We start from the raw sequence: 17,145 nt of genomic DNA on the forward strand, positions 1-17,145 counted from the left end.
ACTGCAACCTCTAAAGTGGATTTGTTTGTTAGATTAAGTTTTTAATTTGAAACGATTAAATAATAAAGAAATAGATATTAACTCAAAGCGCTCTTGTAAGTTGCCAAACACCGTTCCCTTGCAAATTTATGGTCAACCATTGGCTGCGGATAAGTCAGTTCCTGAAAATCTGGAACCCATTTCTTTATATAGTTTAACGCTTTGTCAAACTTTTGAATTTGCGTGGTAGGATTAAATATTCTAAAATAAGGAGCTGCATCTACACCACAACCAGCAACCCATTGCCAATTACCAATGTTACTTGCCATATCGTAATCATGTAATTTTTCTGCGAAATAAGCCTCTCCCCAGCGCCAATCAATTAATAAATGTTTACATAAAAAGCTTCCAACTAACATTCTAATACGATTGTGCATAAAACCAGTTTCGTTAAGTTGTCGCATACCAGCATCAACTAAGGGGTAACCTGTTTTACCCTCGCACCATGTTTTAAATTCAATTTCGTTATTACGCCACTCAATGCGGTCGTATTTTCGTTTAAAACTAGAGTTTTTTGTATGTGGAAAGTGCCAAAGAATCTGTATAAAAAACTCCCGCCAAATTAATTCTTGCCAAAATATTTCATTCGTTTCAGTAATCGCCTTTTCAACCATCTTTCTGATGCTAACTGTTCCAAAACGTAAATGAGGTCCTAACCTAGAAGTGCTATCTTTTTCTGGAAAATTTCTGGTGCTTTCGTAATGCCGAATAACCGTTGGAGTAACGGTATGAGGGGGTATATTTTGAATGGATTTTTTAAAGCCAATATCCGACAAACTTAAATTGGGTAAATTTGTATCAGAAATTAAATGGCTAAGTAAATCCTCTGAAGGGTGAAATTTGAAAGGGCGTTTTCTAAATGTTTCCTTCCAACGTTTCATATAAGGTGTGTAAACTAAATATGGTTTGCCATCGCTTTTTGTGATATCATTTTTTTCAAAAACAACATGGTCTTTAAAGGTTTTGAATTGAATGTTACTTTTAGATAAAAACGTGTTTATTTCAGTATCGCGTGTTTTAGCATAAGGCTCATAATCATGATTTGTAAAAACAGTTTCTATGTTATAATTATTAATTAAGTTTTTATAAATAGCAATAGGCTTTCCATGAAATAGAGCAATACTAGTATTAAAATAAGCTTTTAACGTATTGTTTAAACCCTGAAGTGTTTCATGAATAAAAGTAACTCTAGCATCATTTTCTGGCAGTTTACTAAGAATTTCAGAATCGAAAATAAAAATTGGTAATACAGGTTTGTCGCTTTTAAGCGCTTCATAAAACCCTACGTTATCTTCTAATCTCAAATCGCGTCTAAACCAAAAAATATTTACGGCTTGCTTCATTCAATTATTTAAGTTTTTTCAGTTCCGCGAAAGCGAAAATCTCATAATTATTTATAAACTCCAAAAAGTGCTTCTAATTTTTCTGTTCTGTAGTTGAAAATTTCTTCTAATTTTGGTTTTACTAGTATAGGGTGAACTAATTGCCCTAGTAAACCAAAAGGGACTTTGTAGTCTATTATATCTTCCATTTCTACACCGCCATCAATTTTGTTTATAAAATGTTTATGATGCCATAGGGTATAAGGGCCAAAGCGCTGTTCGTCAACAAAATAATGCTTGTCAACACTATGGGTTATTTCAGTTACCCATTTGGTTTTTATACCCAAAACTGGTGTAACGATATATTGAATTATTTGACCAGCAAACATAGGTCTATCCGCGCCAGATAAAATATTAAATCCCATATAATCTGGTGTTATAGTTTTTAGGTTTTTTGGGTCTGATAAAAACCCCCATGCCTTATCTACGGTTATGGGTAATTTTTGTTTTTTATGAAGTGTATATATTTTCATTCTAGTTATTTAGTAAAATGTACCCATTTAAAGAAGTTGCAATGCAAAGCCAAATTAAATAGGGTAATATTAATAGAGTTTTTACACCTATTTCTTTTTTAAAAGAAAAAGTAAAAAAAGAGACAATATATGTAAGTAATAGTATTACAACTAAACCAAAACTAACCAAGTGTTGATTAAAAAAAATATAGTTCCAGATAACATTTAATACAAATTGGATGCTAAATAATATAATTACCTTCTTTGTAGGTTTTAACCTGTATAAATATGCCATGTAGGCGGAAAAACAAAGCATAATGGTTACCCATACTACTCCAAAAACCCAACCTGGAGGCGTCCAAGGTGCTTGGTTTAAATTGGTGTACCATTCAGTTTGTGGGCCATTATCCATAAGCCAACTGCCTATAGCCAATGCGCCAAAATTAATAATCAAGAAGATAACTATATACTTAAGTAACTTCATTTCTTAATACATTTAATTGTTCTGCAACTAATTTAGATTCATAGTGTTTTTGATTGTTAGCAGATTTATTAATGGTTGATAATTCATTCCATTCTTTCATGATATTTTAAATTTTGCCAATTTAGATTTCTTTTTAAATAATCCGAATATAACTTTCTATTTTAAATGTTTTATGATTTTTGAACTTAATGGATTAGTAGTAGAGAGGTAATAGTCTACTAATTTTCCAGTTGGGTTAATTAAATATTTTTGAAAATTCCACTTAACAGAAGAATCTTTTTTTTCGTTATTGATTTCTTGAGTTAACCAAGTATATATTGGATGCTGGTTTTTACCTTTAACATCAATTTTTTCTGTAATAAGAAAGCTGACACCGTAATTAACTTCGCAAAATGATGCAATGGTTTCTGGATTACCTGGTTCTTGGCTTCCAAATTGATTACAGGGCAATCCAATAACTTGAAGTTTGTCTTGATAGATGTCATGTAATTCTTGTAAGTCTTTATATTGAGACGTAAAACCACACTTAGAGGCTACATTTACAAATAATATGTGCTTTTCTTTGAATTTAGATAACTCTATAGGTTTTCCATTTATGGCATTAATTTTTATGTCGTAAATTGTATCTAAATTCATTTTTTTTGTCATACTACGTTTTGAATTTAAAGTAGTCAGAAATGTTTTTAGAGGATTCATGACTTAAATTTTAAAACTAACAATCCCACAATCCATCTCAAAAATTTGTCCTGATATTGAAGACGATTTTTCAAATAGTAAAAATTCAGCCATATCAGCAACTTCTCCAGGAGCTAGAAATTTTTTCAAAGGATGTCTTTCGGTAATATTTTCAATCATCTTCTGGTTTCTAAGTAGTTTAGAAGCCAAATCTGTATTTGTAACAGTTGGAGCAATAGCATTAATTCGGAAGGTAGGAGCTAATTCAGCTCCCAAAGATTTTACCAAACCTTCAACGCCAGATTTTGCCACAGCAATACTTGCATGAAAAGGCATACCTAATTTTGTAGCTACAGAACTAAATAGCACTATAGAAGGATTATTTCCTTTTTTAAGAATAGAAAGGTACTTTTGAATCACCTTTATAGCGCCAAGCACGTTGATTTCAAAATCGTTTTTAAAATCATCAATGCTTAATCTAGAAATAGGTTTCAAATTAATACTTCCAGGACAGTATACTAATCCATCTGCAATATCAATATCTGGTAGTTCTTGTTGTGTAATATCGCAATTGTGGTGAGTAAAATTGTTATGCGATATGTCCGGAATACTTCGGCTAATGTTTATAACATTGCAATTAACTAATAGTTTTTCAACTAATGCTTTTCCAATGCCCTTACTTCCACCAACTACTATTATTGTTTTCATAGGTTTCAGGGCATTTAGTTTTTAAGGTCTACCCTTTAACCTTTTTTCAATTTTTTGCTTAATCACGGTTAATCGCTTCATTAAATCCATTATTACTGGATCTTTTTCCTTTTTATAAATGTCATTTAAACCTAATATTAAACTTTTAACTTCTCTAGATGATTCGATACGTTCACTTGTTGTTTTAAAAGTGTGTCTACGCTTCTCGAATTCTAAAGCTTTATCAATAATTTCCATATATTTTTTTAATCTTTAATCTAACTTAATGGGAGCAATTTGCATGCCAATTTAGCCAATATAGTAAATTATGATAGATTAACTATTTTTATATGGATTTATTAGGGAAAATTTTATATTTACAAATATTTAATATCTGTTTTTGGCAGTAGTGCCTTTAAGGACGACCTTTCAGTCGTTTTTCTATCTTTCTTTTTATAGCTGTAATGCGCTTCATAATATCCATGATTTCCTCGTCCTTTTCAACCTTATATACTTCATTCAAATCTAAGACTAATGCTTTTGCTTCTCTAGAAAGTTTTACACGGTCGCTAGTAGAAAGTGATCTCATTTTTCTTTGCTCAAACTCCAACGCTCTGTCAATTAACTCCATAGTAATAATATTTATGGCAATAATACTAAATTGTTCGCTAACTATTTAAATAATTTAAGTATTATAATTAATAATACTATAACAATAACTTATTGTGTTAACAATATTGCTGGTATTTAATAGTTTATAGCTTGAGGTAGCAACAATTAAACCTAAGATTTAAGCAGAGATATACAACCGCAGATACCATGGTTAATGTGTCTATTGTTTCATACATGTATTGTTTAATTTGTTGATTTTGATGTTTTCTGCTTTTAGGTCAAACATTAAATTATATAGGCCAAAAAAGGTTCTGTTTATGTAAATGAAATGTTTTGAACCACGATTACCATTCATCTTTTTTAAATCGGTATTTTTAGAATATTTTTCTCCTAATTCAGTAATTTTTCTAAAAAAATTAGCATTAGAGAAATCAAAAGTGTCTTGATGAAAGGGCTGTGTAAAAAGGCTTAGCATGTCATGAAACATCTTAGTAAAAAAGGCTATTTCTCGACTAGAATCATCCTCTCGAAGAATTTCAAGCTCGTATAGTTTTGAAACAAAATAGTCTTTATTGTTGATGTTTTCTGGTTTGGCTAATTCAAAATAGGGTGTATAAAATTCGATAGGAATAGTTTTCATGCACCCAAAATCTAGTGCTATTAATTTTCCTTCGTCATTTACTAAAAAGTTTCCTGGGTGTGGGTCTGCATGTACTTTTTTCAAATTATGAATCTGGTACATGTAGAAATCCCAGAGGGCTTGTCCTAATTTATTTGATTTTTCTTGATCTGTATTGTAAGCTGTAAATTCTGAAAGGTGTTCACCTTCCATATAATCCATAGTTATTATACGTTCTGATGAAAACGCTTTGTAGTAATTCGGAAACTCTAAGTTGGAAATGTGAGAGCAAGCTAAAGCAATTTCCTTGCTTTGCTTCATTTCCAACGTGTAGTTTGTTTCCTCAATTAGTTTATGCTCTACTTCTTTAAAATATTTATCAGAATCTTTCCCTTTAATATTAAACATACTCATGGCTATAGGTTTTACCATAGCTAAATCTGAAGCGATACTTTCTGCAACTCCTGGATATTGGATTTTCACAGCAAGTTTTTTCCCATTCTTAGTTGCAATATGCACCTGACCGATGCTTGCAGCGTTAACAGAAGTTGCGTTGAAAGTATCAAATAGATTATTTGGATGTTCTCCAAAATATTTTTTAAATGTTTTTATAACTAAAGGTGGTGATAATGGTGGTACTGAAAATTGTGCTAAAGAAAATTTTTCAACATAAGCCTGAGGCAATATGCTTTTCTCCATACTTAACATTTGTGCAACCTTAAGTGCACTACCTTTTAATTGTTTTAAACCATCATATATATCTGTTGCATTTTTTTTATTGAGTCGTTCTTTAGCTTGTTCCTCGTTTTTTACAATTTTATCGCCGTAATATTTTAAATAATTTACGCCAACCTTTACACCAGTGGAAACCAACTTAGTTGCCCGTTGTATTTTGGAAGTTGGTATGTTATCTATAGTTTTCATATTATCTTAATTCATTTGAAATTTCTCTTTGAATAAGAATTTACCCAAGTCTAATACACTTTTTAAGGGAGCAATATCTAATACATCGAATGTTGTGTTTACAGATTTCTCGATAAAAATATCAGTTTTTTCAAATGATGAAGAAGTATCATCTAGCCAAAATTTCATTGTAAGTAACAATTGTAACCAAGCGGATTCTTTTAATGCTTTATCTTGAATTTTTTCAAGTTGTTCTTGCTTTATGTCTAGCATTTGAATCTCTAACTCGCTTACATATATGGTAAAGTGTGTTTTTAAATCAGATAGTATTTTTAAGCCTTTAAGGTCATTTTTGTACTTATCTAAAACATGCTTAACGTAACTTCTATTTGCTGTTAGGTTTTCAAAAAAGGTATAGTAGAAGCTTAATAATTTATTTCTAGCATCAAATATTTTGTAGTCTTCACTTTTGTATAAAACATTTACAGAACTTGTAAAGAAGGCTTCAAAAATGCCTTTCTCTATGGCTTCAAAAGATGCATAATGCTCATAGAATTTTGTTTCTTCAAAATTATTCATTTTGGCAAAAACAAATACCGTTTTTGGGTTTTGATTATGTTCTGAAACATAATCCATGTACCATGTGATAATATCGTTTTTTGTTATTGATTTTTTCTTTGCCATAATAATTATATTTATGGTAAAGATACAAAATGTTTAACAAATATTAAAATAAGTTAAACAAAATAATAAATAGCACTATAAGATTTTGTTATTGAAGCTTAACAACATTGCACATCCTTAACCAATTTACAGCTAGAAACGGCAGCAATAGCGCCTAAAATTGGTGCAGTAATATACAGCCATAAATACTGGAAATTACTAGTAAAAAGGGCAGGAGCGATAGAACGAATAGGATTCATGGAGGCTTTAGTCATCGGGCCTGCAAACATTGCTTCTAACAGAATTATACCTCCAACAGCTATCCCTGCCATGGTTCCGGTTTCTTTACTACCTGTTGAAACGTTAATAACAACGACCATTAAAAAGAAGGTGAGTAAAAACTCTAAAATGGCAGCTTTGTATGGTGGAAATCCTTCTGCTGGTGTAGTTTCGCCTAAAAACTGGCTTTCTGGAAATAGAAACCATAATAGAAATGCGGCAAATATAGCACCAATAGCTTGTGCTAAAATGTATTTTGGTACTTTGTTCCAATTAAATTTTTTTGCAAATGCAAAAGCTATAGTCACAGCGGGATTAAAATGTGCGCCAGAGATTTCGCCAAAAGCGTATATCATGGCCATAACTATAAGGCCCCATGTTGCTGCAACTCCAGCATGCGAGATGCTTCCGCCTGTTATTTCATTAATAGTCATAGCGCCACAACCGCAGAATATCATGGCGAATGTACCTATTGTTTCGGAGATGTATTGTTTCATTTTAGTTCATCTTTTGCGTTAGGGATTGAAGCGACATCCTTTTTTTGCTGCCATATATGGCAAAAAAAGATATAGCGGAAAGCCCGACCCTTGGGTAACGCCCCAATTAATATTTGGTAAATATACAACGTCTTATTTTAAGCTTTTGTTAACAATAACCGATTTTATTATGGTTAATTTTAGGCTGTATAAATCTTAACTATTAATAACAATTGAAATGAAAAAATTACTTGTATTATTTTTAATGTGCACCACCATTTATTCGGTAAATGCACAAATAGAAACGCCACAACCAAGCCCGCTTGCTAAATTAGAGCAAAAAGTAGGGCTTACAGATATTACTATAGAATACTCTAGACCAGGAGTAAAAGGACGTAAAATATTTGGAGAATTAGAGCCTTATGGAACTATTTGGAGAACGGGTGCTAATAAAAATACGATTATAACTTTTAGCGACGATGTTAAAATTGCTGGACAAGATGTTAAAGCAGGGGCTTACGCTATTTTTACAAAACTAAATTCTGCTACCTCTTGGGATGTTATGTTTTATGCTAATACCGAAAATTGGGGTGTGCCTTCTCCTAAAAAATGGGATGATAGCAAGGTGGTTGCTACTGCAAATGTTAAGGTAGAAAAAATTCCGTTTAACGTAGAGACGTTTGCTATGGATATTAATAATATTAAAAACGATAGCGCTGTTTTAGAGTTAATATGGGAAAAATCTTATGCGGCTATTCCGTTTACAGTGCCTACAGATGCTAAGGTGACTGCAAATATTAAAAAGGTTATGAACGGACCCGCGGCAGCAGATTTTTATTCTGCAGCGGTTTATAATTTAGAGTCTGGTGGCGATATTGCTAAGGCAGTTATTTGGATTGATAAAGCTGTAGATATGTCTAAGGCAAAGCCAAAGTTTTGGTGGATTCATCAACAAGCTTTAATCCATGCAAAGGCGGGTAACAAAAAGTTTGCAATTGCGGCTGCAAAATCTTCACTAGCTTTGGCAAAAGAAGCTAAATATGGTGCTTACATCAGAAAAAACGAAAAAGTATTAAAGGAATGGGGTGCTATGTAAAATAGCCTTCTTAAATATACTTAAAAGCGCAATCGTAAATGGTTGCGCTTTTTTTATGTTTTAAATTTGGGCGTTACCCACAAGGGGTCGGGCTATCCGTTACAAGTCCTCGCACCTCCTTCGTCGGGCTGTGGGCTATCCACTTCAATCCCTAACGCACTTATCCGCTTAGGTAGTTGTATTTTTAGTAGTTTAGGTTTATTTGCTTTCTAACAGTATCTAGTATTTCAATAAGCTGTTTGCTAAACTCGAAAGTCATAACGTTGCTTTCTGTTTTTCCAAGTCTTAGTAATTCATTAAAATGGATAGCTTCGTAATTATATCCTATAGTATTGTATCCAAAATCTATAGTTTCTTGTGAGCCGTTTTTAGGAATAATTGTTACGGTTGTTGGCATGTGAAACATGCTGTTTATTTTTATAGTACCACGCTCGCAATAAAATATAGCTTCAGTAGCGGTGTCTTCAACTAATGTGCTTTTTAAATAAGCGTTTACATTATTATCATATTCAAAAACCATATCGCAAGAGGAGTCTGCGCCATTATCAAAATATGTTGCTTTAGCTTTCAAGTTTTTAGGGATTCCAAGTGTAGAAAGTGCTACAAAAATAGGGTAAATGCCAATATCTAGTAAACTGCCACCACCAAGAGATTTGTTAAATAATCTAGACGAATCATCAAAAGCACGATAAAACCCAAAATCGGCTTCTAGTTTTAAAATATCACCAAACTTTTTTTCTTCTAGTAAGTTTAAAACGTATTTGTAGTGTGGCAAAAAATACGTCCACAAGGCTTCCATTAAAAGCACGTTTTTAGCTTTGGCTTTGGTAATCATTTCTGCAACTTCAACACTATTCATGGCAAATGGCTTTTCGCATAACACAGCAATACCATGTTCTAAACACAGCAAGGTGTTTTCTTTGTGTAATGCGTGTGGTGTAGCAATGTAAACGGCATCAATATTTTTGTCCTTAGCTAAAGCTTCATAAGTGTTATAGGCTTTTTTGGCTCCATATTTAGATGCAAAAGCATCTGCCTTGTCTTGATTTCTAGAGGCTACAGCGTGTAATGTAGCACCTTCAATAGTTAATAAATCGGTTGCAAATTTATGGGCAATGTTTCCTAAACCTATTATACCCCAATTAATAGTTTTATGCATGGATTTTATTATTATTTGGTGTTATAAATTGAATTAAAAATGCAATAAGCATAACAAGACCACAGCCAAAAAGGTTTAGCCATAAATAGGGCATCCAGTCAAACCACCATCCAATTATTACAATACATTGTGTAATTAAAGCAGCAGTAAAAACGGCATTTGCCTTAACATATTTAAAGAAAAATGCGAGCAAGAAAATACCAAGTACATTGCCGTAAAATATAGAACCAATTATGTTTACAAGCTGAATTAAGTTTTCAGCAAGATTAGCAAAGCAAGCAATAATAATAGCAATGATTCCCCAGATTAAAGTAAAAATTTTAGTCATCTTTACCATGTGTTTTTCATCTTTTTCTTCTTTAACATTCCGGCCATATAAATCAATAGATGTAATGGTTGCCAATGCATTAATTTCTGATGCAGTAGATGACATAGCAGCAGAAAGAATTACCGCTAAAAGCAATCCTATTAAGCCTTTTGGGAGATATTTTAGAATAAACGATATAAATATATAATCTCTATCGTTAGTCGCTGTGTCCTTGGCAGAGGCTTTGTATAAATTATTTAATTCAGATTTTTTTGTTTGATAAATATCTGAGTTTTTATTTAAGCTTAATAATTCACTATTTAGTTTATCATAAGAGTTAGCATAAGCTGTATCAATACTCCTTTTAATTAAATATTTTGATTCTAAGCGGTATGTTTTTTCAATACTATCCAAATGAAATAAATCACTTTTTATGGACTCACTATTTTGTTTAGAATATTGAATACTGAGCTCTTTTTTTACGTTAAAAAGTTCGTTTTGTTTTTGCTGAAGCGTTTGGTATTGTTGAGAATATTCAGAATTTAAAACGGTTTTGGTTGATGCATCTATAAAGTTTAAAGGCGCTTGGTTAAATTGATAAAACACAAAAACCATAATGCCAACTAATAAAATAAAGAATTGCATTGGCACTTTTAATATGCCATTAAATATTAAACCCATTTGCATTTCTTTCATAGATTTTCCAGAAAGGTAACGTTGTACTTGGCTTTGGTCGGTTCCAAAATAGGCTAAAGCAAGAAACGTTCCGCCAATTAAACCAGACCAAACGGTATATCTGTTTTCTAAATCAAACGAAAAATCTAGAACTTCCATACGTCCACTTGCACCAGCAATATCAATGGCATTAGTAAAAGAAACGTCTTCAGGAATTAAATCTAAAATGATAAATAATGCAGCTAACATTCCTGCAAAAATGACTAGCATTTGTTGCTTTTGAGTTACTGTTACAGCTTTAGTTCCGCCAGATACTGTATAAATTATTACTAATATACCTATGGCTATATTAAGGTATGTAATATTCCAATCTAATACAACAGATAGAATAATGGCTGGTGCAAAAATGGTAATACCGGCTGCAAGTCCACGTTGAATTAAAAATAAAATAGCAGCTAGACTTCTGGTTTTTAAGTCGAATCTGTTTTCTAAAAACTCGTAGGCTGTATATACTTTTAGACGATGGTATAAAGGAATAAAAACCAAACAAATAATAACCATGGCTATTGGCAAACCAAAGTAGAATTGCACAAAGCCCATACCATCAGAAAAGGCTTGCCCTGTAGTTGATAAAAATGTTATAGCACTGGCTTGTGTCGCCATTACTGATAGTCCAATGGTCCACCATTTTGAAGTATTGCCACCACGAACATAATCTTGAACACTATTACTACTGTTTTTTGTTTTCCATGTACCATATCCTACTATTGCTAGTAGTGTGGAAATTAAAACAACCCAATCAATCCAATCTAAAGTTTGTGTCATATTAAAAGGATTTTGTTATGAGGAAAAAGATAATAATATAGATCAAATTAGCTATCAAAACAATAGAGTATAGCTTAAGCCAAGGTTGTTTTTTTGGTTTGTCTTCGATCATAGTTAATCGTTTAATTTTTGATTCTGCTTAATATCACCTTTTCCTATAGATAGCATGTTTGCGAATAATCTATAAGCACCAGAAACACCTGCAGGAAACTCTCTAAAAAAGCTTAAGCCTGTATATATGTAATGTCCTTTTCCGTGTTTAGCAATAAGTAAGCTACCATCTTTTGCTGGTTCGCCTTTATCATTCATGGATAGAATAGGAGTGAATTCGCTTCCCCATTCGTTTGGAAAATATAAACCTCGCTCTTGCGTCCAGCCTTCAAAATCGTTTTGTGTTATTTTATTTGGGAAGTTTAAGACTTCATGCTCTGGGTTTAGAAAACGAACTTCGGCAGTTTCATCGGTAACTCTATCTCTAGACAATATTAAATCATAAGGCGCAACATGGTCAACTTTAACACGATGGCGTGTATTGTATTGCACAATCATATTTCCACCATTAGCAACAAAATCAAATAACTGTTGTTGTTTAAAGTTTAATTCTTCAATAGTATTGTATGCTCTAATACCAACAACTACGGCATCAAATTTACTTAAGGTTTCAGCATTTATATCATTATGTGTAATAATGTGAATATTGTAACCAATCTGCTCTAAACTTTCAGGGACTACATCGCCTGCTCCTTGGATATAGGCAATATTTTCGCCTCGTTTTTGAATGTCTAAACGCACAATTTTGCTTTCGCTAGGAAGTAAAACCGTTTGGAAAGGAATGTGATCGTAATCGATTTCAATGAGTTCTTTAGTATAATCTTTCTCGCCAATATGTACTATTGGACCAATAAACCCTTCGCTTTGGTTTTTAGGTGGAATCACAGTAAATGTAAGTATTTGTTCCTCGCCTTTATGAGTGATGTTTACTTTTTGTTTTTTTGGCAAAATGCTCCAGTCGTTTGGATGACACACTTCCACATCGCCTTCTAGATTATCTCTTCCCGCTTTTACAACTACTGTAATATCACGTTGTTGGTTATTATCTAAAATAATTACTTTTTCGGTGATTTTAGCTGAAGCTTCAGGGATGATTTCAAACGGACGATATAATTCGCCTTTATCAGGTTTTGAAAAGCGTTGTATTACTGGTTTCGTAAATGTAAAAGGTACATTATTTATCAAAACATTAAAATCGATGGTGTGCTTTCTTGGGGTTTCAGGTTTACCAATTAAATTTTGGTTGTTAACCTTGTACATGCCCAAAGTGCCTTTTTCGTTTAGCCAATATGGTGTGGTTACTTTATGATCTCTATCTAGTTTTAAAACTTCTTTGAAATCGTATTTCACATTGTTTTCCAACATCATGTTTTTTGAGATGTTCATATCTCTAGCGTTGGTAATGCTTAGTAATGTAATTGGTAATTCGCTTCTGTTTAAAACCTCTAAATTTAGTTTTATGGATTCGCCTGAGGTAGCCCAATTGGTTGCAGCTGATGCTTCCAGATACAAACCCGCACACATTTGAATAATATCTTTTAAAGCTTTTGATTTTTGAGTTTTCCAATGGGTGTTTTCTACTTTTTGAAGTAGCTTATAAGCTTCTACTAATTGTGAAATATGTGTTGATGGATTTTGAAAATTGAAGTTATTTTCAATAGCATATAAAATATCTCCAATAGCTTTTCCGCCTTTTATGCGATTCCAAGACGTATCAATTCCTGAAAAGATGTTTTTATCATCAGTAAGTGGTTTACCTTTTAAAAATTCTATGTATTCGGTTTGTGTACCTCTTGTAGTTAAACGTCCAAAACCTTGACATAAATGTTGGCTACTAGCTAAAGATGCTAATTCGTTATTAGACATACCTTTTAGTGGATAATAGGTGCCAATATCAAAAGTTAACATGTTGCTTTTGTCAACTTTAGCAAAGGCTTCACGACTGCCGTAGCGCCACCAACTGGTATTGTAAAACAATCGCTTAGGTTCCCAGACACCAGTGTCTTTTAATAATCTAGGATATGCAGTTTTATCGTTTGCAAGGTCAAAAGCTTCCATGCTTAACATGGCAGATGAGGTGTGGTGCCCGTGTGTTGTTCCAGGTGTTCTGTGATCAAAGCGGTTTATTATTACATCGGGTTTAAATTGTCTTATAGCTAAAATCACATCGCTTAATACTTGGTCTTTGTTCCAGATTTCTAAAGTTTCATCTGGGTGTTTAGAGTATCCAAAATCGTTTGCTCTGGTAAATAGTTGTTCGCCACCATCTACACGTCTTGCAGCCAGAAGTTCTTGTGTTCTAATAACACCTAGAAGTTCTCTGATTTCAGGACCAATTAGGTTTTGTCCGCCATCACCACGGGTTAACGATAAATACGCAGTTCTTGCTTTTACGTGATTAGACATGTATGAGATTAAACGAGTGTTTTCATCGTCTGGATGCGCAGCTACATATAAAACCGAACCTAAAAAGTTTAGTTTTTGGATGGATTCGTAAATCCCTGAAGATGAAGGTTTTTTGGGTTTTTGGGCTTGTGAAAAAGAAATGGTTAAAAGCCCTATGAATAAGTAAAATAAGCGTTTTTGCATGGTTTTTATTTAGCTAAAACCAAATATAAAAAAGAAACGAGCGATTATGCTGGTTTTAGTTTTTATTTAACGCTTTGGAATTAGATGCTAAAATAATACTTGTCATTCCGAACGTCATAGGAGGAGGAATCTCATTTTGCAAATTTGGATTATGAGATTTCTTGTCGCTCGTGCCTCGCTCTGTCGAAATGACAATATAAGGTATATCTGTTCGAAAATTATTTTTTCAGTTTTTGGGTTTGCTTTTGCTAGTTTTCATGTTATTATCATTAATTATTTATGATTTTTTAATAAAAAGGTTTGCGAAAAGTGAATAAACTAAAAAGTGTATAATTTCTTAATAATTCATCAGCATTCTACAGGATAGTTTAATTGATTTTTATTTTAAAATTTGATTTGTAAGAAAATATTTAATTAATTTAAACTAAAAAAATGACAAAACAATTAAATTTTAAACCACTAAAAACTTTTATGGCAGTTGCAGTTTTGGCAACTGTAATGAGTTGTTCCAATGATCAAGAAGAAATTTTAGAAACAACTGATTTGAGTGAGATTCAAGAAGAATTAGTTGCTGAAAACTCTAGTGCAGCTAGAGCATGCAGTACAACAGAGTTGCCTTATAGTGGACCTGGTACAGATGTTAATAAAAACGTTAATACTATTATTGATGATCGATCTTGTGTTTATAACTATGTGCAAACTAAGTATGGTACAACAAATACTTGGGGTATGTATAGGCTTAGAGCTAATACGAGTTCTGATAGTAGAGAAACTAGAATTGAAAGAGCTAGTAAGGTTGTAAGAAAAGTTAAAAGTGGAAATTTTATTGAAATAACTGGAACTGTAAGAATTGCTAGAGCTGGTGAGTTTCCAAATGAGACAAGACCATTAGGTAGTATGACTAACAGAGATGGTACTTATTTTATTCAAGCAAAAGGTAAAGATACAAGTGGTAATGGGTCTCCAGATCCTGCAATTTGTTTATTTATTGCGAAACCAATAGAGGTTGATGGTAAGAATTATTTTAATATTTACCGAGAAGAAATAAAAAGACGTGGTGGTGAAGGTAAAGGAGGAAGAAGGTTAACTTATATAACAAGAGTTAGAGAAAATAGAGACTTTTTTGTAAAAGTTAAAACAGGTTTTGAAACGCGTAATGGTAAACTTAGACATTATGTAAATTCTTCAATAAACGGTGTGTTTAAAAGTTTTACAGTACCAAGACCAGATCAAGCAACTCAAGCTAAGTTACGTATGGGGGCTTATCGTTGTAAAGCTGGTGAAGCAGTAATTTTATGGCGTAATGTTAATGCGAAAATTGTCGATAAATAAAATTTAGCAATAATAATAGTAAAGTCATAATTTTAATAAAAGAGGTTGTTTAATAGCTTAAACAACCTCTTTTTTATATCAAATAAGTACTAGTGGCTTTATCAATTATGTACTTTTTTATGCTATATGGGTCATTTCATTAATAGAAAACGATTCTACTGCGCCATCTGTAGCTTTTTCATATTCAGCTAAATGCGTGTTTTTCATATGTGCTTCCCATAACGCTCTGTTTTCCCAGTTTTCATAAAACAAAAACAGGTTTTCATTGTCGTTATCTTGGTGCAAATCATAGTTAATGCATCCTTTTTCTAATTTTGTGGGTGCTATGAGTTTGATTAATTCATTTTTAACTAGGTTTCTATGTTCAGGCTTAGCCAAAATTTTAGCTACAATTGTTAATTTTTGGTTGTTCATAATTTGGTTTAGCAGGAAGATGGTATTCATGAACCAAAAGGGAGGGAGCAACACAGTTTCGGAGCCATTTTGGTCAGCTTTTCGCTGAATGGATTCCATCGTTTATGTATATTAAAAGTTGCGTGTTTGTGCGCGAGTATTTTCCGAGGGAAAATCAGAAGCTAGCAAACAAAGCAACAAACTTTGGTTTAGGGTAAAACTAGCAATTTTTCATATAAGTTGTTAGCGGTAGTTTTTTACATATTCGATAACTAATGAATCCGTCTTTTTAACCAAGTCATTGGTAAATAATGTTTTTCGATTCATAAATATTGCTATTGTTAAAGGCTTGTTTAAATATCTTTTAGTAAATGTATTTGTGCCAAACCAACCTCCTGTATGCGTTGCAGTACAGTCAGTAACACCCCAACCCATTGCATAATAACGTTTAACTCCATTATGTTTATTCGTGGAACTAGGTTTAAATATTATTTCGTGAGTTTTTTCAGAAAGAATAGTCTTATTTCTTAAAGCTAGGTCATATTGAAAATAATCATTTACACTTGTATATACTCCACCAGCTCCTAAAAGACCATTTAAAAAATGACCATCCATTTTTTTCCAATTACCTAAACTGTCTTTTTCATAACAAAATGCTCTTTCTTCAATTTCAATAGGTTTTGTAAGATTGAAAAAATTGGTTTTTTTCATTCCAGCTTTATTGAATATATTTTTCTTTGCAAATTCAGCAAATTCTTGTCCACTCACTTTTTCAACAATACAAGGAATGAATTCATATATCCCATTATTGTATTGATATTTTTCTCCTGGTTTTGTGATTGTACGATTTTCACTAGAATACCATTCTAAAATATTTTTATTGTTTGCTATCATTGTGGAATCCCATTCTTTAAAAAATGCTTTCTCAGCGTCAGCTTTTCCAGAAGTATGATTTATTAATTGCTCGATTGTAGTTCCATCCTTAAAAGTTTCTATTGGAAAAATTGAATAAACAGAATCATTTAATGATATTTTTCCTTCATCAACAAGTTTTAGTATGGTTAGTGCTGTGAATTGTTTACTGACAGAAGCCATCCTCATATTAGTGCTTTTTGTTATCGGTTGATTTTCTGTCAGATCCCTCATTCCGTAGCCTTTGCCAATAATCATTTTACCGTTATAAGAAACAAGTATAGCTGCTCCAGGTTCATTTTCTCCGATATTAGAATTAAATAGTGAATCAATACTTGTCCGCAATTGTTCTAATTCAGTATCCTTTGTTTCGGTTTTCTTTTCGGAAGGTAGTTTACAAGAAACAAAAAGTATTAGAAGCAGTACGATTGTATTTTTCATATTGGTTGGTTTTAATTACCGTTAATGTTTCGCGGATATGAAATCGTTTTAATGTTTGATATCCGACGTTAAACGAAGTTAGTTGAAATTTTTT

Annotated in this window: 17 protein-coding genes; 2 read left to right on the forward strand and 15 right to left on the reverse strand. The window is 32.4% G+C overall.

From position 1 onward, the window contains the following. Positions 1 to 77: 77 nt before the first annotated feature. From Q0870_RS14030 to Q0870_RS14075, 10 genes are all read right to left on the reverse strand, one after another. Complete coding sequence (locus Q0870_RS14030) at positions 78 to 1,382, reverse strand: deoxyribodipyrimidine photo-lyase (RefSeq protein WP_298556352.1); 1,305 nt, start codon at positions 1,380 to 1,382, stop codon at positions 78 to 80. 47 nt (positions 1,383 to 1,429) lie between these two features. After that, positions 1,430 to 1,894 carry an SRPBCC family protein gene (locus tag Q0870_RS14035; RefSeq protein WP_298556353.1) on the reverse strand — a complete coding sequence of 155 codons (465 nt, stop codon included), beginning with the start codon at positions 1,892 to 1,894 and terminating at the stop codon, positions 1,430 to 1,432. A gap of 1 nt (position 1,895) precedes the next feature. Next, positions 1,896 to 2,357 carry a TspO/MBR family protein gene (locus Q0870_RS14040; protein ID WP_298556355.1) on the reverse strand — a complete coding sequence of 154 codons (462 nt, stop codon included), beginning with the start codon at positions 2,355 to 2,357 and terminating at the stop codon, positions 1,896 to 1,898. A gap of 156 nt (positions 2,358 to 2,513) precedes the next feature. Further along, complete coding sequence (locus Q0870_RS14045) at positions 2,514 to 2,993, reverse strand: glutathione peroxidase (protein ID WP_298556357.1); 480 nt, start codon at positions 2,991 to 2,993, stop codon at positions 2,514 to 2,516. A 63-nt stretch (positions 2,994 to 3,056) separates the two neighbouring features. Further along, entirely contained in the window at positions 3,057 to 3,740 is a 684-nt protein-coding gene (locus Q0870_RS14050; RefSeq protein ID WP_298556359.1) for an SDR family oxidoreductase, read from the reverse strand. 21 nt (positions 3,741 to 3,761) lie between these two features. Further along, complete coding sequence (locus tag Q0870_RS14055; protein ID WP_298556362.1) at positions 3,762 to 3,977, reverse strand: hypothetical protein; 216 nt, start codon at positions 3,975 to 3,977, stop codon at positions 3,762 to 3,764. A 157-nt stretch (positions 3,978 to 4,134) separates the two neighbouring features. Further along, positions 4,135 to 4,350 carry a hypothetical protein gene (locus Q0870_RS14060; RefSeq protein WP_298556364.1) on the reverse strand — a complete coding sequence of 72 codons (216 nt, stop codon included), beginning with the start codon at positions 4,348 to 4,350 and terminating at the stop codon, positions 4,135 to 4,137. A gap of 201 nt (positions 4,351 to 4,551) precedes the next feature. Beyond that, positions 4,552 to 5,874 (reverse strand): AarF/UbiB family protein, encoded by a 1,323-nt coding sequence (locus Q0870_RS14065; RefSeq protein ID WP_298556366.1) that lies wholly within the window; start codon positions 5,872 to 5,874, stop codon positions 4,552 to 4,554. Positions 5,875 to 5,880: 6 nt separating this feature from the next. Further along, positions 5,881 to 6,537 carry a TetR family transcriptional regulator C-terminal domain-containing protein gene (locus Q0870_RS14070; RefSeq protein ID WP_298556368.1) on the reverse strand — a complete coding sequence of 219 codons (657 nt, stop codon included), beginning with the start codon at positions 6,535 to 6,537 and terminating at the stop codon, positions 5,881 to 5,883. A 98-nt stretch (positions 6,538 to 6,635) separates the two neighbouring features. Continuing rightward, positions 6,636 to 7,292, reverse strand: a complete 657-nt coding sequence (locus tag Q0870_RS14075) for an aquaporin (RefSeq protein WP_298556371.1) — start codon at positions 7,290 to 7,292, stop codon at positions 6,636 to 6,638. Positions 7,293 to 7,509: 217 nt separating this feature from the next. Here Q0870_RS14075 and Q0870_RS14080 point away from each other — a divergent pair, with 217 nt between their 5' ends. Next, on the forward strand, positions 7,510 to 8,367 hold the full coding sequence (locus tag Q0870_RS14080) for a DUF2911 domain-containing protein (protein ID WP_298556373.1): 858 nt from the start codon (positions 7,510 to 7,512) through the stop codon (positions 8,365 to 8,367). Between the two features lie 184 nt (positions 8,368 to 8,551). Here the strand turns inward: Q0870_RS14080 and Q0870_RS14085 are convergent, their stop codons facing one another. From Q0870_RS14085 to Q0870_RS14095, 3 genes are all read right to left on the reverse strand, one after another. Continuing rightward, on the reverse strand, positions 8,552 to 9,526 hold the full coding sequence (locus Q0870_RS14085) for a Gfo/Idh/MocA family oxidoreductase (protein ID WP_298556375.1): 975 nt from the start codon (positions 9,524 to 9,526) through the stop codon (positions 8,552 to 8,554). After that, positions 9,519 to 11,333, reverse strand: a complete 1,815-nt coding sequence (locus tag Q0870_RS14090; protein WP_298556376.1) for a sodium:solute symporter — start codon at positions 11,331 to 11,333, stop codon at positions 9,519 to 9,521. Before Q0870_RS14090 ends, Q0870_RS14085 begins: the two co-directional genes overlap by 8 nt. A 114-nt stretch (positions 11,334 to 11,447) precedes the next feature. After that, positions 11,448 to 13,973, reverse strand: a complete 2,526-nt coding sequence (locus Q0870_RS14095) for a PIG-L family deacetylase (protein WP_298556379.1) — start codon at positions 13,971 to 13,973, stop codon at positions 11,448 to 11,450. A gap of 432 nt (positions 13,974 to 14,405) precedes the next feature. Here Q0870_RS14095 and Q0870_RS14100 point away from each other — a divergent pair, with 432 nt between their 5' ends. Then, positions 14,406 to 15,305 (forward strand): hypothetical protein, encoded by a 900-nt coding sequence (locus Q0870_RS14100; RefSeq protein WP_298556381.1) that lies wholly within the window; start codon positions 14,406 to 14,408, stop codon positions 15,303 to 15,305. A gap of 117 nt (positions 15,306 to 15,422) precedes the next feature. On the opposite strand, the gene Q0870_RS14105 is transcribed toward Q0870_RS14100, so the two are convergent. Then, positions 15,423 to 15,719 (reverse strand): putative quinol monooxygenase, encoded by a 297-nt coding sequence (locus tag Q0870_RS14105; protein ID WP_298556383.1) that lies wholly within the window; start codon positions 15,717 to 15,719, stop codon positions 15,423 to 15,425. A 222-nt stretch (positions 15,720 to 15,941) separates the two neighbouring features. Further along, positions 15,942 to 17,051, reverse strand: coding sequence for a serine hydrolase domain-containing protein (locus Q0870_RS14110; RefSeq protein WP_298556385.1), 1,110 nt, complete (start codon positions 17,049 to 17,051; stop codon positions 15,942 to 15,944). Positions 17,052 to 17,145 lie beyond the last annotated feature (94 nt).

The organism is uncultured Algibacter sp. (assembly GCF_947487575.1).
GTDB lineage: Bacteria > Bacteroidota > Bacteroidia > Flavobacteriales > Flavobacteriaceae > Algibacter_B.

What these genes read in the sequence shown, in the direction of transcription:
- Q0870_RS14075 (WP_298556371.1), bottom strand. Translation starts at nt 7,292, where the DNA reads ATGAAACAATACATCTCCGAAACAATAGGTACATTCGCCATGATATTC.
- Q0870_RS14090 (WP_298556376.1), bottom strand. Translation starts at nt 11,333, where the DNA reads ATGACACAAACTTTAGATTGGATTGATTGGGTTGTTTTAATTTCCACA.
- Q0870_RS14100 (WP_298556381.1), top strand. Translation starts at nt 14,406, where the DNA reads ATGACAAAACAATTAAATTTTAAACCACTAAAAACTTTTATGGCAGTT.
- Q0870_RS14070 (WP_298556368.1), bottom strand. Translation starts at nt 6,537, where the DNA reads ATGGCAAAGAAAAAATCAATAACAAAAAACGATATTATCACATGGTAC.
- Q0870_RS14055 (WP_298556362.1), bottom strand. Translation starts at nt 3,977, where the DNA reads ATGGAAATTATTGATAAAGCTTTAGAATTCGAGAAGCGTAGACACACT.
- Q0870_RS14110 (WP_298556385.1), bottom strand. Translation starts at nt 17,051, where the DNA reads ATGAAAAATACAATCGTACTGCTTCTAATACTTTTTGTTTCTTGTAAA.
- Q0870_RS14030 (WP_298556352.1), bottom strand. Translation starts at nt 1,382, where the DNA reads ATGAAGCAAGCCGTAAATATTTTTTGGTTTAGACGCGATTTGAGATTA.
- Q0870_RS14050 (WP_298556359.1), bottom strand. Translation starts at nt 3,740, where the DNA reads ATGAAAACAATAATAGTAGTTGGTGGAAGTAAGGGCATTGGAAAAGCA.
- Q0870_RS14095 (WP_298556379.1), bottom strand. Translation starts at nt 13,973, where the DNA reads ATGCAAAAACGCTTATTTTACTTATTCATAGGGCTTTTAACCATTTCT.
- Q0870_RS14040 (WP_298556355.1), bottom strand. Translation starts at nt 2,357, where the DNA reads ATGAAGTTACTTAAGTATATAGTTATCTTCTTGATTATTAATTTTGGC.
- Q0870_RS14035 (WP_298556353.1), bottom strand. Translation starts at nt 1,894, where the DNA reads ATGAAAATATATACACTTCATAAAAAACAAAAATTACCCATAACCGTA.
- Q0870_RS14105 (WP_298556383.1), bottom strand. Translation starts at nt 15,719, where the DNA reads ATGAACAACCAAAAATTAACAATTGTAGCTAAAATTTTGGCTAAGCCT.
- Q0870_RS14060 (WP_298556364.1), bottom strand. Translation starts at nt 4,350, where the DNA reads ATGGAGTTAATTGACAGAGCGTTGGAGTTTGAGCAAAGAAAAATGAGA.
- Q0870_RS14065 (WP_298556366.1), bottom strand. Translation starts at nt 5,874, where the DNA reads ATGAAAACTATAGATAACATACCAACTTCCAAAATACAACGGGCAACT.
- Q0870_RS14080 (WP_298556373.1), top strand. Translation starts at nt 7,510, where the DNA reads ATGAAAAAATTACTTGTATTATTTTTAATGTGCACCACCATTTATTCG.
- Q0870_RS14045 (WP_298556357.1), bottom strand. Translation starts at nt 2,993, where the DNA reads ATGAATTTAGATACAATTTACGACATAAAAATTAATGCCATAAATGGA.
- Q0870_RS14085 (WP_298556375.1), bottom strand. Translation starts at nt 9,526, where the DNA reads ATGCATAAAACTATTAATTGGGGTATAATAGGTTTAGGAAACATTGCC.